The organism is Leifsonia sp. NPDC058292, from assembly GCF_042880955.1.
Taxonomy (GTDB): domain Bacteria; phylum Actinomycetota; class Actinomycetes; order Actinomycetales; family Microbacteriaceae; genus Leifsonia.
On sequence record NZ_JBHVYL010000037.1, the window covers coordinates 16951 to 29749 of the forward strand.

The 12799-nt window shown below is 68.0% G+C and carries 14 protein-coding genes; 4 read left to right on the forward strand and 10 right to left on the reverse strand.

Annotation, left to right across the window (positions count from 1 at the left end):
- Positions 1–3: 3 nt before the first annotated feature.
- Genes ACFVWR_RS16225 through hrcA form a run of 5 tightly spaced genes read right to left on the reverse strand, consistent with a single transcriptional unit; the run spans position 4 to position 4353 of the window.
- On the reverse strand, positions 4–1089 hold the full coding sequence (locus ACFVWR_RS16225; RefSeq protein WP_387214357.1) for a PhoH family protein: 1086 nt from the start codon (positions 1087–1089) through the stop codon (positions 4–6).
- The gene (locus ACFVWR_RS16230; RefSeq protein ID WP_387214360.1) at positions 1079–1432 is read right to left on the reverse strand and encodes a histidine triad nucleotide-binding protein; all 354 of its coding nucleotides are present in this window, start codon (positions 1430–1432) and stop codon (positions 1079–1081) included. The genes ACFVWR_RS16225 and ACFVWR_RS16230 overlap by 11 nt, the downstream gene beginning before the upstream one ends.
- A gap of 24 nt (positions 1433–1456) precedes the next feature.
- Complete coding sequence (locus tag ACFVWR_RS16235) at positions 1457–2185, reverse strand: 16S rRNA (uracil(1498)-N(3))-methyltransferase (protein WP_387214363.1); 729 nt, start codon at positions 2183–2185, stop codon at positions 1457–1459.
- Positions 2186–2191: 6 nt separating this feature from the next.
- Positions 2192–3301 carry a molecular chaperone DnaJ gene (gene dnaJ / locus ACFVWR_RS16240; RefSeq protein WP_387214366.1) on the reverse strand — a complete coding sequence of 370 codons (1110 nt, stop codon included), beginning with the start codon at positions 3299–3301 and terminating at the stop codon, positions 2192–2194.
- A 32-nt stretch (positions 3302–3333) separates the two neighbouring features.
- On the reverse strand, positions 3334–4353 hold the full coding sequence (gene hrcA, locus ACFVWR_RS16245; RefSeq protein WP_387214369.1) for a heat-inducible transcriptional repressor HrcA: 1020 nt from the start codon (positions 4351–4353) through the stop codon (positions 3334–3336).
- Positions 4354–4564: 211 nt separating this feature from the next.
- Between hrcA and ACFVWR_RS16250 the strand changes: the two genes are divergently transcribed.
- Together ACFVWR_RS16250 and ACFVWR_RS16255 are read left to right on the forward strand one after the other, a co-directional pair.
- Positions 4565–5080 carry a DUF4870 domain-containing protein gene (locus ACFVWR_RS16250; protein WP_387214372.1) on the forward strand — a complete coding sequence of 172 codons (516 nt, stop codon included), beginning with the start codon at positions 4565–4567 and terminating at the stop codon, positions 5078–5080.
- Positions 5081–5195: 115 nt separating this feature from the next.
- Positions 5196–5579: a DUF4870 domain-containing protein gene (locus tag ACFVWR_RS16255; RefSeq protein WP_387214375.1), complete on the forward strand. Its 384-nt coding sequence runs from the start codon at positions 5196–5198 to the stop codon at positions 5577–5579.
- Here ACFVWR_RS16255 and hemW read toward each other — a convergent pair.
- The 4 genes from hemW to ACFVWR_RS16275 form a co-directional block, all read right to left on the reverse strand.
- The gene (gene hemW, locus ACFVWR_RS16260; protein WP_387214378.1) at positions 5576–6805 is read right to left on the reverse strand and encodes a radical SAM family heme chaperone HemW; all 1230 of its coding nucleotides are present in this window, start codon (positions 6803–6805) and stop codon (positions 5576–5578) included. The genes ACFVWR_RS16255 and hemW overlap by 4 nt on opposite strands.
- Before the next feature lie 3 nt (positions 6806–6808).
- The gene (locus ACFVWR_RS16265) at positions 6809–7456 is read right to left on the reverse strand and encodes a DUF1990 family protein (protein WP_387214382.1); all 648 of its coding nucleotides are present in this window, start codon (positions 7454–7456) and stop codon (positions 6809–6811) included.
- A gap of 30 nt (positions 7457–7486) precedes the next feature.
- Positions 7487–9337 (reverse strand): translation elongation factor 4, encoded by a 1851-nt coding sequence (gene lepA, locus ACFVWR_RS16270; RefSeq protein ID WP_387214385.1) that lies wholly within the window; start codon positions 9335–9337, stop codon positions 7487–7489.
- 67 nt (positions 9338–9404) lie between these two features.
- On the reverse strand, positions 9405–10622 hold the full coding sequence (locus ACFVWR_RS16275) for an amidohydrolase (protein WP_387214388.1): 1218 nt from the start codon (positions 10620–10622) through the stop codon (positions 9405–9407).
- A gap of 84 nt (positions 10623–10706) precedes the next feature.
- Here ACFVWR_RS16275 and ACFVWR_RS16280 point away from each other — a divergent pair, with 84 nt between their 5' ends.
- A complete protein-coding gene (locus ACFVWR_RS16280; protein WP_387214391.1) occupies positions 10707–11588 on the forward strand; it encodes an NAD-dependent epimerase/dehydratase family protein in 882 nt (293 codons plus the stop codon).
- 143 nt (positions 11589–11731) lie between these two features.
- Positions 11732–11998, forward strand: coding sequence for a 30S ribosomal protein S20 (rpsT, locus tag ACFVWR_RS16285; protein ID WP_387214394.1), 267 nt, complete (start codon positions 11732–11734; stop codon positions 11996–11998).
- A gap of 254 nt (positions 11999–12252) precedes the next feature.
- Here the strand turns inward: rpsT and holA are convergent.
- A partial coding sequence (holA, locus tag ACFVWR_RS16290; RefSeq protein WP_387214397.1) for a DNA polymerase III subunit delta occupies positions 12253–12799 on the reverse strand: 547 nt, incomplete at its 5' end.

A 12799-nucleotide genomic window follows, 5' to 3' on the forward strand; every position in this document is an offset into this window, starting at 1 on the left:
CCCTTATCGTCGTTTGGGAAGGCGGTCGCGCGGGATGGACGAGCGGCGTTCCGCCCGGTTGGCGAACTCGGCCGCCTGCTCGCGCTCGTAGTGCAGGGCCTGCTTCTGGGCGTCGTATTCGGTGTACGCGTCGACGATCCGGCCCACCAGGGTGTGCCGGACGACGTCGTCGCTGGTCAGCCGGGCGAAGTGGATGTCGTCCACGTCTTTCAGCACCCGCGTGACGAGCCGCAGGCCGCTGGCCGCGTTCGGCAGGTCGACCTGCGTGATGTCGCCGGTCACGACCATCCTCGACCCGAACCCGAGTCGCGTCAGGAACATCTTCATCTGCTCGGGCGTCGTGTTCTGGGCCTCGTCGAGGATGATGAACGAGTCGTTGAGCGTGCGACCGCGCATGTAGGCGAGCGGCGCGACCTCGATGGTGCCGGCGGCGAGCAGCTTGGGCACCAGATCCGGGTCCATCATCTCGTTGAGCGCGTCGTAGAGCGGGCGCAGATAGGGATCGATCTTGTCGGTGAGGGTGCCGGGCAGATAGCCGAGGCGCTCTCCGGCCTCGACGGCGGGACGGGTCAGGATGATGCGAGTGACCTCCTTGCGCTGGAGGGCCTGCACCGCCTTCGCCATCGCCAAGTAGGTCTTGCCGGTTCCGGCCGGGCCGATGCCGAAGGTGATGGTGGTCTCGTCGATGGCGTCGACGTACTTCTTCTGACCGAGCGTCTTCGGGCGGATCGCCTTGCCGCGCGCGGTGAGGATGGCCTGGCCGAGCACATCCGCGGGGCTCAGGTTGAGATCGGTGTTGAGCATGCGCGCCGAGCTCGTGACCTCGGCCGGGCTCAGGTCTTGTCCGTTGCGCACCATCAGCAGCAACTCCTCGATGAGCCGGCGCGCCGACTCCACCTGGGTCGCTTCGCCGCTCAGCGAGATCTCGTTGCCGCGGACATGCACGCTGACCAACGGATACTGGCGCTCGAGCGTGCCGAGCAGCCTGTCCTGGGGGCCGAGCAGCCGCACCATGGCGACGCCGTCGACCTCGAACCGCGCTTCGGCCTGCCCCTCTTCGTTCGGGGGCGTGATTTCGCTAGTCGGCAAGGCTTCCTTCCTCGAGCTCTCCGCTCAGTACGTGCGCGTGCACGTGGAACACTGTCTGTCCGGCGCCGGCGCCGGTATTGAAGATCAAACGGAAATCGCCGTCGGAGTGTTCCCCCGCCAGCGTGTTCGCGACGGCGACGAGATGGGCGAGCAGGCCCGGGTCGCCCGCGGCCAGCTGCACCACATCCCGGTACTCCTCGGTCTTCGGCACGACGAGGAGGTGCAGCGGCGCCTTGGGCGCGATGTCGCGGAAGGCGATGACGCGCTCGTCGTCGTAGACGATGTCGGCGGGGATCTCCCCCGCGATGATGCGCGTGAAGATGGATCGCTGGTCGGTTTCCATGCTGTCCATCTTAAGGCCGCTGCCTCACCAGCGCCCGAGCATTCCGTTGAGCACGGCCAGGGCGGCCGGCCCCGCCGTCGAAGTGCGGAGCACGGTGTCGCCGAGCCGCACGAGTTCGGCGCCCGCGTTCTTCAGTGCGTCGAGCTCGTCGGGCGCTATCCCGCCCTCGGGGCCGACCACGAGCACGAGCGGCCGCGCATCCGGCGTCAGGGAGGTCAACGGCGTCTGCGCGTCCGGTTCGAGCACGAGAACGCGATGGTCGGCCGCCAGCGCAGCCACGTCCTTGGTCGACGACAGTGCGCCGACCTCCGGCACCCATGCCCTGATCGACTGCTTGGCGGCCTCGCGCACGATCGTCGCCCAGCGATCCCGACCTTTCGCGACCTTGGCCCCCTCCCAGCGGGAGACGGACCGAGCGGCCGACCACGGGACGACAGCGTCGACGCCGAGCTCCGTCGACGCCTGGATGGCCAGCTCGTCGCGGTCCCCCTTCGCCAGCGCCTGCACGAGCGTCACACGCGGCGACGAGGGTTCGACGTGCTCCACCGCCTCGACGTCGATCGTCAGCTCCGCCGCCGTCGCGACGAGCACCTCGCCGCTGGCGACAAGCCCGCGGCCATTGCCGATCAGCACCGACTGCCCGGGCCGGGTGCGGTTCACCGTCGCGGCGTGCTTCGCCTCGGCGCCGGTGATCGAGAGGCGATCGCCGACGCCGACGGCGTCGAGGTCTTCGCGGAGGTAGAGCGAGCTCATCGCTGCCTAGACGTTGAGGAACCGGTCACGCAGCTTGGCGAACAGGCCCTGCTGGAAGCGGGCGAGCGAGGGCTCGGGGTGCTTGTGGATGGACGCGAACTGCTTGATCAGCTCGCGCTCCTTGTGGTCGAGCTTGGTCGGAGTGACCACCTGGATGCCGACCCTCAGGTCGCCACGACCGCTGCCGCGCAGGTGCGTGATCCCGCGGTCTTTCACGCTCATGATGTCGGCGCTCTGGATGCCCGGCTTCAGTTCCAGCTTGATGTCGCCGTCGAGCGACTTGACCGTCGCCGTGGTGCCGAGGATGGCATCCGTCATCGACACCTCGAGAGTGCAGAGGAGGTCGTCGCCGTCGCGGCTGAACACGTCGTGGTGCTTCACCTTGATCTCGAGGTAGAGGTCGCCGTTCGGTCCGCCGGCGGGGCCCGCCTCGCCGCTGCCGGGCATCTGCAGCCGCAGGCCGGTGTCGACGCCGGCCGGGATGTCGACCGGCACGGTGCGGCGCGCACGCACGCGGCCCTGCCCCTGGCAGGTGACGCACGGTGTCGCGATCACGGTGCCGTAGCCGCGGCAGGTTCCGCACGGACTCGACGTCATCACGTTGCCGAGCAGGGAGCGCACGGAGCGCTGGATGCTTCCCGTGCCGTGGCAGATGTCGCACGTGACCGGCGCCGTTCCGGGCTGGCAGCACGAGCCGTTGCAGGTCTCGCACACGACGGCCGTGTCGACCTCGAGATCGCGGTGGGTGCCGAACACGACCTCGTCGAGGTCGACCTCCACGCGCAACAGCGCGTCTTGACCGCGCTCGCGGCGCGACTTCGGGCCGCGGCTGTTTCCTCCGCCGCCGAAGAACGTCTCGAAGATGTCGCCGAAGCCGCCGAAATCGGCGCTTCCGCCGCCACCGAACCCCGGCTGCGGGCCGAGGTCGTACTGCTCCCGCTCCCGCGGGTCGCTCAGCACGTCGTAGGCGTGGGTGACCAGCTTGAACCGCTCCGACGCTTCGGGACTCGGGTTCACATCCGGATGCAGTTCTCTCGCGAGGCGGCGGTACGCCTTCTTAATCTCTTCAGGGGTGGCGTTGCGCTCAACGCCCAGGACTTCGTAATGGTCGGCCACGTACGGCTTTTCCTTTTCTTCGTTCGATTCTTCTATTCGCCGAGCAGGCGGGAAAGGTAACGGGCCACCGCGCGAACGGCGGCCATGTTGCTCGAGTAGTCCATCCGCAGCGGGCCGAGCACCCCGAGCCGGGCGACGTCAGCGCCCGAAGCCGAGTATCCGCTGGAGAGCACCGAGGTCTCCGCGAGCCCGAAGGCGGCGTTCTCACGGCCGATGCTGACCGCGACACCGTTCTGATCGGTCGCCATCTCACCGAACAGCCTGAGCAGGATCACCTGCTCTTCGATCGCTTCGAGAACGGGAAAGATGCTGCCGGTGAAATCGTGTTCGGTGCGCACCAGGTTGGCGGCGCCGGCCATCACGAGCTTGTCTTGCCTGTTCGCCGCGATCTGGTCGATGAGCGCGCTGGCGACGGGTTCCACGTGCGTGCGCGTGCGCTCGCTCAGGGCGTCGGGCAGGTCGCGGAGCCGGGCTGTGGCGTCGGCGAGAGAGAGGCCGGCGGCCGCTCCGTTGATCGCGCCGCGGATCTCCGCCACCTCCTCGTCGCCCAGCTCTGCCGGAAGCTCGACGACCCGCTGCTCGACGGCACCGGTGTCGGTGATGAGCACGCAGAGCACCCGGCGGGGTGCAAGGGTGACGAGTTCGATGTGACGGATGCGGGAGCGCGACACCGACGGATACTGCACCAGGGCGACCTGGTTGGTCAGTTGCGAGAGCAGTCGCACGGTGCGCGCCAGCACGTCGTCGAGGTCGATGGACTGCCCGAGGAACGTCTCGATCGCCTGCCGTTGCGCAGCGCTCAGCGGCCGCACCTCTGCGAGGTGGTCGACGAACAGGCGGTACCCCTTGTCCGTGGGAACGCGACCGGACGACGTGTGCGGCGCCGCGATCAGCTCTTCCTCTTCGAGGGCGGCCATGTCGTTGCGGATCGTCGCGGCCGACACGCCGAACGCGTGACGCTCGACGATGCTCTTCGACCCGACGGGCTCACGCGACGACACGTAGTCCTGCACGATGACGCGGAGAACTTCGAGGCTCCGTTCAGACACCATCCGCCCACGCCTCCCGACCCTTAGCACTCAACGATCCTGAGTGCTAATCATAACGCGCCGACACGCGTCCCTTTCATTGCACCGCCGAGACGGGCGGCAGTACCTTAGTCGTGCCGCCTCACAACAGCGTGGGCGGGCACTGATCGGCAGGCTCCGCCTCGCCGAGAGGTTCGACCGACCCGCCCAGGATCTCGAACGAAAGGCACCGATCATGACCGACCCCACACAGCCCCCGGCCGACCCGAACGAGGGGCTGCCCCCTCAGCAGCCGCAGCAGCCGTACGGCGGGGTGCCGCCCCAGCAGCCCCAGCAACCGCAGCAGCCGTACGGCGGGGTGCCGCCCCAGCAGCCGCAGCAGCCGTACGGCGCACCTGCCGCGCCTCTCGACCCGGCCCAAGACAAGCAGTGGGCGTCGTTCGCCCATCTCGGCGGCATCCTGTGGATCCTGCCGTCTCTGATCATCTTCCTGGTCTTCAAAGACCGCGGTCAACTCACTCGGCAGGAGTCGAAGGAGGCACTCAACTGGCAGATCACCTGGTTGATCGTCTGGTTCGTCTCCGTCATCATCGGCATCGTGCTGGTGTTCTCGCCCGTCGGGTTCGTGTTCAGCCTGCTCATCCCGTGGGTGCTGTACATCGTGAACCTGGTCTTCTCGATCCTCGGATTCGTGAAGGTCAACGGCGGCGGCGCCTACCGGTATCCGGTCAACTTCCGCTTCATCAAGTAGCTCTCGACCGCTCGGGCAGACCTCTCGGCTGCTTCCCAGTTTCGAGAGGTTTGCCCTAAGGTTGGGGCGACCCATCCCCGACCGCCCTTCCGGGCGCATTCTAGGAGAACCTCATATGTCAGCAACCCCACCGCCGCCGCCTCCCGGCGCACCGTACGGCGGCCCTTCGCAGCAGCTCAGTCCTTCGGACGAGAAGCTCTGGGCGACCCTCGTGCACGTCGGAGGGATCCTGTTCAACTGGATCCCGGCGCTGATCGGCTACCTCGTGCTGAAAGACAAGGGTCCGTTCGTCCGCGCGCACACCGCCACCGCCCTGAACTTCCAGATCACGATCTTCATCGCGTACATCGTGGGCAGCATCCTCACGATCGTGGTCGTGGGAGTGTTCATCATCATCGCGGCCGGAGTGGTGAACATCGTGTTCAGCATCATCGCCGCGGTGAAGTCGAATCAGGGCCAGTACTACACGTACCCGATCGCCATCAAGTTCGTCAGCTAGGCATCCGCCAGCAGACGACGCACGACAGCGTCGGCCAGAAGCCGCCCCCGCAGGGTCAGTCGCACTGATCCGCGGAGGGCGGCTTTCGCGTCGACGAGCTCATCGGCGATCAGGCCCGCGACGGCTGCGCGGCCGGCGGGGGTGAGCTCGGCGATCGGCAGCCCGTCACGGATGCGCGTGGTCAGCAGAACACGCTCGACCCGCTGCGTCTCGGCGTCCAGCGTCTCGCGCCCCGCCGCCGGGGACTCGTCCGCCAGAACCCTCCCGGCGTACGCAGCCGGGTGCTTCACGTTCCACCACCGCACACCCCCGACGTGGCTGTGGGCACCGGGGCCGACACCCCACCAGTCGTGCCCCTGCCAGTAGGAGAGGTTGTGCCGCGACCGGTGCGCCTCGTCCTTCGCCCAGTTGCTGACCTCGTACCAGCCATAGCCGGCTTCGGCGAGGCGCGCATCCGCGAGCTCGTACATGTCGGCCTGCAGGTCTTCGTCCGGTAGCGCAACGGCGCCGGACTTGATCTGCCGAGCCAGCTTGGTGCCCGTCTCGACGATGAGCGAGTACGCCGACAGGTGGTCGGGGTCGCAGGCGATGGCCGACTCGAGCGAGAGGGACCAGTCGGCGAGCGACTCCCCCGGCGTTCCATAGATCAGGTCGAGGCTCACCTGCAGTCCTGCCGCCCGGGCCCACTCCACGACGAGCGGAACCCTCTCGGGGTCGTGCGTGCGCTCGAGGGTGGCCAGCACGTGCGGCACCGCCGACTGCATCCCGAACGATACGCGGGTGAAACCGGCGGCGGCGAGGGTTTGGAGGTACGCGGCGTCGACCGAGTCGGGGTTCGCCTCGGTCGTCACCTCGGCTCCGGGCGCGAGGCCCCAGGCATCCCGCACCGAACCGAGCATCCCGGCCAGGTCGGACGCCGGCAGCATCGTCGGTGTCCCGCCGCCGAAGAACACGGTCGAGACCGGTCGGGAGGCGATACCGCTCCGTTCGAGGGCGGCAGCGGCGAAGCGGGTCTCCCGCTGCGCGTGGCTCGCGTAGTCGCTCTGAGACACGCCGCGGAGCTCCGTGGCCGTGTAGGTGTTGAAGTCGCAGTAGCCGCACCGCACGCGACAGAACGGCACGTGCAGGTACACGCCGAACGGGCGGGATGCGGCCTCCCGCACCGCAGACGCGGGCAGCAGGCCGTCGGCCGGGGCGGGATCGCCCAGCGGGAGAGCACTCGGCACGTGTCAGGCCGATCGCACAGGCAGGAGGGAGCGGAGGTACTTCGCCGTGTAGTGACGCTGCGTCAGCCAGAGCACCGGGGCGACCAGCCGGTAGAAAGCGTTGGAGGGCCGAGAGAACGCCCGCAGTACGAACCACACGGAGCCGTCGTCGCGGAGCTCGACCAGGAATGCCTCTTCACCGCTCTCCGGATGCCCGTGCATCGTGCCGTAGGCGAATCCGGCCCGCGTCGGCTCGTCGACGACGTAGACGACCCGGATCGGAGCCGTCACCATCAGTGGCCAGAACGGGATCTTCAGCACGGCCGTCATCCCGTTGGCGATGTACGGTGACCCGTCGTCGGCGAAGACCGCCTCCGACGACCGGTGCTCCTGCAGCTTCGACGGAGTGCCATCGGGGTTGAAGATGACCCCTTCGTACTGCACGCCCGTGCCCTCGTGCGCTTCGGTGACCTTGATGCCGCTGCCACGCTGCACACCCCACGTCATCAGTGCCGAGACGGCGGAGGCGAACCGCTCCTCACCACTGCCGAGGCGCACGGAGCGCTCCAGCGGACGGTAGCCCTTGGGCGGGTAGTACAGCAGGTCGGGCGCTTGCGTGCCACCCACAGCGCCGTAGGTCACGGGCTGATCGGTGAACGTCGAGCGTCGCATCCTGGAACCCCTATTCCCCGTCCATCGTGACTACTTCTTGTCCTTCTTCTCCGTGTCGCCGCTGAGGGCTGCAATGAAGGCCTCCTGAGGAACCTCGACGCGGCCCACCATCTTCATGCGCTTCTTGCCCTCCTTCTGCTTCTCGAGCAGCTTGCGCTTGCGGGTGATGTCACCGCCGTAGCACTTGGCCAGCACGTCTTTGCGCATCGCCCGGATGCTCTCGCGCGCGATGATGCGGGCGCCGATGGCGGCCTGGATGGGCACCTCGAACTGCTGACGCGGGATGAGCTCGCGCAGCCGGCCGGTCATGAGCACGCCGTACGCGTAGGCCTTGTCGCGGTGCACGATGGCACTGAACGCGTCGACCTGCTCCCCCTGCAGCAGGATGTCGACCTTCACCAGGTCGGCCTCCTGCTCTCCGGTCGGCTCGTAGTCGAGCGACGCGTAGCCGGCGGTGCGGCTCTTCAGCTGGTCGAAGAAGTCGAACACGATCTCGCCGAGCGGCATCGTGTACCGGATCTCGACCCTGTCTTCGCCGAGGTACTCCATGCCGAGCAGGGTTCCGCGACGCCCTTGGCAGAGCTCCATGATCACGCCGACGTAGTCTTTCGGAGCGAGGATGGCGGCCTTCACCATCGGCTCCTCCACCTTGGCGATCTTGCCGCCGGGGAACTCGCTCGGGTTGGTCACCGTGATGACCTTCTTGTCTTCGGTGGTCACCTCGTAGATCACGCTCGGCGCGGTGGTGATGAGGTCGAGACCGAACTCGCGCTCCAGCCGCTCGGTGACGATTTCGAGGTGCAGCAGCCCCAGGAAGCCGCAGCGGAACCCGAACCCGAGGGCGACGGAGGTCTCCGGCTCGTAGACGAGGGCTGCATCCGAGAGCTTCAGCTTGTCGAGCGCCTCGCGCAGCTCCGGGTAGTCGCTGCCGTCGATCGGATACAGACCCGAGAAGACCATCGGCTTGGGCTCGGTGTAGCCGGGCAGCGCCTCGGTGGCCGACTTCGCGGCGCTGGTGATCGTGTCGCCGACCTTCGACTGGCGCACGTCTTTCACGCCGGTGATGAGGTAACCCACCTCCCCGACCCCAAGACCCTTCGACGGGGTCGGCTCGGGCGAGCTCACGCCGATCTCCAGGATCTCGTGCGTCGCCCTGGTCGACATCATCTGAACCCGTTCGCGCGGTGACAGGCTGCCGTCGATCATTCGCACGTAGGTGATGACACCGCGGTAGCTGTCGTAGACCGAGTCGAAGATCATCGCGCGCGGCGGTGCGTCTTTCACGCCGACCGGCGCCGGGATGAGCTCGACGACGCGGTCGAGCAGGGCGTCGACGCCCATGCCCGTCTTGCCCGAGACCCGCAGAACGTCCTCGGGCTTTCCGCCGATGAGGCTGGCGAGCTCGGCCGCGTACTTGTCCGGGTCGGCGGCGGGCAGATCGATCTTGTTGAGCACGGGGATGATCGTGAGATCGTTCTCGAGCGCGAGGTACAGGTTCGCAAGGGTCTGGGCTTCGATGCCCTGCGCGGCGTCGACCAGCAGGATCGCGCCCTCGCAGGCCGCCAGCGACCGGGACACCTCGTAGGTGAAGTCGACGTGCCCGGGGGTGTCGATCATGTTGAGGGCGTACGTCGCGGAATCGTCGGCCCACGGCATCCGCACGGCCTGGCTCTTGATGGTGATGCCGCGCTCGCGCTCGATGTCCATGCGGTCCAGGTACTGGGCACGCATGTCGCGGTCGGAGACGACGCCGGTGATCTGCAGCATCCGGTCGGCCAGCGTCGACTTGCCGTGGTCGATGTGGGCGATGATGCAGAAATTACGGATGAACGCCGGATCGGTCGCGGCGGGCTCGAGGGCCTTCAGAGCTCGTGGTGACATTGTGATCCGATTCTCCCACGAGCGGGGCCCGCATCCCTATTCGTGGATGCGGGCCCCGTGCGCCAGGTCAGGCGAAACGCTCGGAGCGCTCGACGACAACGCCGTGGTCGCCCTCCCAGCGGTAGACCTCGGCACCCTCGATGTACACGTGCTCGGCCCGGGAGGTGACGTCGAGCGGGTCGCCAGACCAGATCACCACATCGCCGTCGAGACCGGGGGTGAGCGAGCCGATCCGCGCATCCAGCCGCAGGAAGGAGGCCGGGTTCACGGTGAGAGCCTCGATGGCGGTGTCGCGCGGCAGGCCCTCCTTCACCGCGAGAGACGCCTGGTGCACGAGGAAGTTGATGGGGACGACCGGGTGATCGGTGGTGATGGCGACCCGCACCCCGGCCGCCGCCAGCTTGCCGAGGTTCGAGATGGCGCGGTCGCGCAGCTCCACCTTCGAGCGCGAGGTGAAGAGCGGACCGAAGATCACCGGGATGTCCCGTTCGGCCAGCACATCGGCGATCTTGTGGCCCTCGGTGCCGTGGTTCACGACCAGTCGGTAGCCGAACTCGTCGGCGAGGCGGATGGCCGTGGCGATGTCGTCGTGCCGGTGCGTGTGCTGGTCCCAGGCCAATTCGCCGTCGAGCACCCGCACGAGCGTCTCCTTGGCGAGGTCGCGCGCGAACGGCTTGCCCTCCTTCTGTGCGTCGTCGCGCTGGGCGCGGTAGTTCTGCGCCTCCACGAACGCCTCGCGGATGATCATGGCGACGCCCAGCCGCGTGCTCGGTGTGACCTTCTTGTCGCCATAGACGCGCTTCGGGTTCTCGCCGAGCGCCGACTTCACACTGACGCTCTCGCTGATCACCTGCTCGTCGATCGTGCGACCGCCCCACGACTTGATCGCGACCGTCTGGCCGCCGATCGGGTTGCCGGAACCGGGCTTCACGACGATCGAGGTGACGCCGCCGGAGAGAGCGTCGCGGAAGCCCTCATCGTCGATGTTCACGGCGTCGATCGCACGCACGGCTGCGGTGTTCGGGGTCGTCATCTCGTTCGTGTCGTCACCGGCCCAGCCGTTCGCCTCCTCGTGGATGCCGACGTGCCCGTGCGCCTCCACGAAGCCCGGCAGAACCCACTTGCCGGCCGCATCCACCGTCTCGATTCCCTCGGGCACCGTCACGTCGGCGCCGACGGCGGAGATCTTGCCGTTCTCGACGAGCACGGTGCCGCCCTCGATCGGGTCGCCGGCGACCGGGACCACATAAGCGTTGACGATGGCGATGGATACGTTTCGTGTCATGGATTCGAGACTACGCCCGCCGAAACCGACCCCCGAAACCGTCCCGGCGGGAATGCTCACAGGTTCGTCGCGTTTGCTCAACGCATGAGCATTCTCCTGACCGGCGCGACCGGCTACATCGGATCATCCGTTCTCCCCCGCCTCCTCGATGAGGGTCACTCGGTGACCGCACTGGTGCGGGACGAGGCCAAGGCTGCCGCCGTCGCCGCGGCGGGCGCCACACCCGTCATCGGCGACGCGACCGACGGTGACCTCGTGGCGAAGCTGGCGCTCGACAGCGACGGCGTCATCCACCTCGCCTCCGGTCAGGAGGTCGACCCGGTGTTCATCGAGGCCGTCTTCCGCGGGCTGGAGGGCAGCGGCAAGTCCTTCGTGCACACCGGCGGTATCTGGAGCTACGGCTCGAACGCCGACATCACCGAAGACTCGCCTCTCGCCCCGCCGGCGCTCACCGCCTGGCGCGGAGCGAACGAGGCGCGGGTCTTGGCGGCGGAAGGCTTCAGCACGGCCGTTGTCGTTCCATCGATCGTTTACGGACACGGCAAAGGTCTCGCGAACGTCATCGTCGATGCACCGCGCGGCTCGGGAACTGCTCCGGCTCTGCAGTTGATCGGCGACGGCTCGCAGCACTGGGCCACCGTGCACGTCGACGACCTCGCGGCGCTCTACGTTCTCGCGTTCGAGTACGGCACGCACGGCTCGGTGTACATCGGTGCGAGCGGCGTGAATCCGACCGTGCGCGACCTGGCCACCGCGGCCGCGACCGCGGCCGGCCTCGAGGGCCGGGTCGAGCCGGTGTCGGTCGACGACACGAGGTCACGTCTCGGCGCAGATCTCGCGGATGCTCTTCTCCTCGACCAGCAGGCACGCGGCTCCCGCGCGCGCATCGACCTGGGCTGGGAGCCGAACGGACCCGCACTTCTCGACGAACTGGCGGCGGGATACGCGGATGCCCGCGTGTCGTAAGGGTCGTGCGTTTGGTTCAGGGGTCGGGCACTGGTAAAGTTGTTTGTTGGCTTGCGTGTGGGTTCGTCCGCACGACTGCCGCAAGGCGCCCTCTCTCGCTGAGCGGCTCATCCGTAACTCACTCCGAACGAAAGTAACCACACGTGGCAAACATCAAGTCGCAGATCAAGCGCATCGGCACCAACAAGAAGGCGACCGAGCGTAACAAGGCCGTCAAGAGCGAGGTCAAGACCGCCGTTCGCGCCGCCCGCGAGGCTGTCGTCGCCGGCGACAAAGACAAGGCCACCTCGGCACTGAAGGTCGCCACCAAGAAGCTCGACAAGGCCGCCAGCAAGGGCGTCATCCACAAGAACCAGGCCGCCAACAAGAAGTCGGCGCTTGCTTCCAAGGCTTCCTCCCTCAAGGGCTGAGTACCCACTCCCTCACGGGACGGGCACTCCTTTGATGTGATCGCCGGACGGACCCGAGCGGGCCCTCTCTCTCCGCTCCCGGCCGGCACCCCGGATCTGCACGCGACTGCGTTCGCCACGCGGGTGCGGATCCATCGAGCTTGAACCTGAAACCCCGCACAGCAGTCCTTCCCCAGGACGGCCGGGCGGGGTTTTCGGCGTTCAGGCGGATACGTGTCCCAGGACCCGCGACCGGACGGCTCAGCCGCGACTGCTCAGCCGCGACGGGAGCGGGCGGCCCTCGCGATGGTGACCACAGCCTTCTCCAGGGCGTACTCCGGATCGTCCCCGCCGCCCTTGACGCCCGCGTCGGCCTCGGCGACGGCCCGCAGCGCGACGGCCACGCCGTCCGGCGTCCAGCCCCGCATCTGCTGACGCACCCGGTCGATCTTCCACGGCGGCATCCCCAGCTCGCGGGCGAGATCAGCGGGCCGGCCGCCGCGTGCCGACGACAGCTTGCCGATGGCGCGGACCCCCTGGGCGAGCGCGCTGGTGATCAGCACGGGCGCCACCCCCGTCGACAACGACCACCGCAGCGCCTCGAGCGCCTCCGCGGCGCGGCCCTCGACGGCCCGGTCGGCGACGGTGAAGCTGGAGGCCTCCGCCCGGCCCGTGTAGTACCGCGCGACGACCGCCTCGTCGATCGTGCCCTCGACGTCCGCGCCGAGCTGCGTCACGGCGGACGCCAGCTCCCGCAGGTCACTGCCGATCGAGTCGACCAGGGCCTGGCACGCCTCCGGCGTCGCGGAACGGCCGATCACC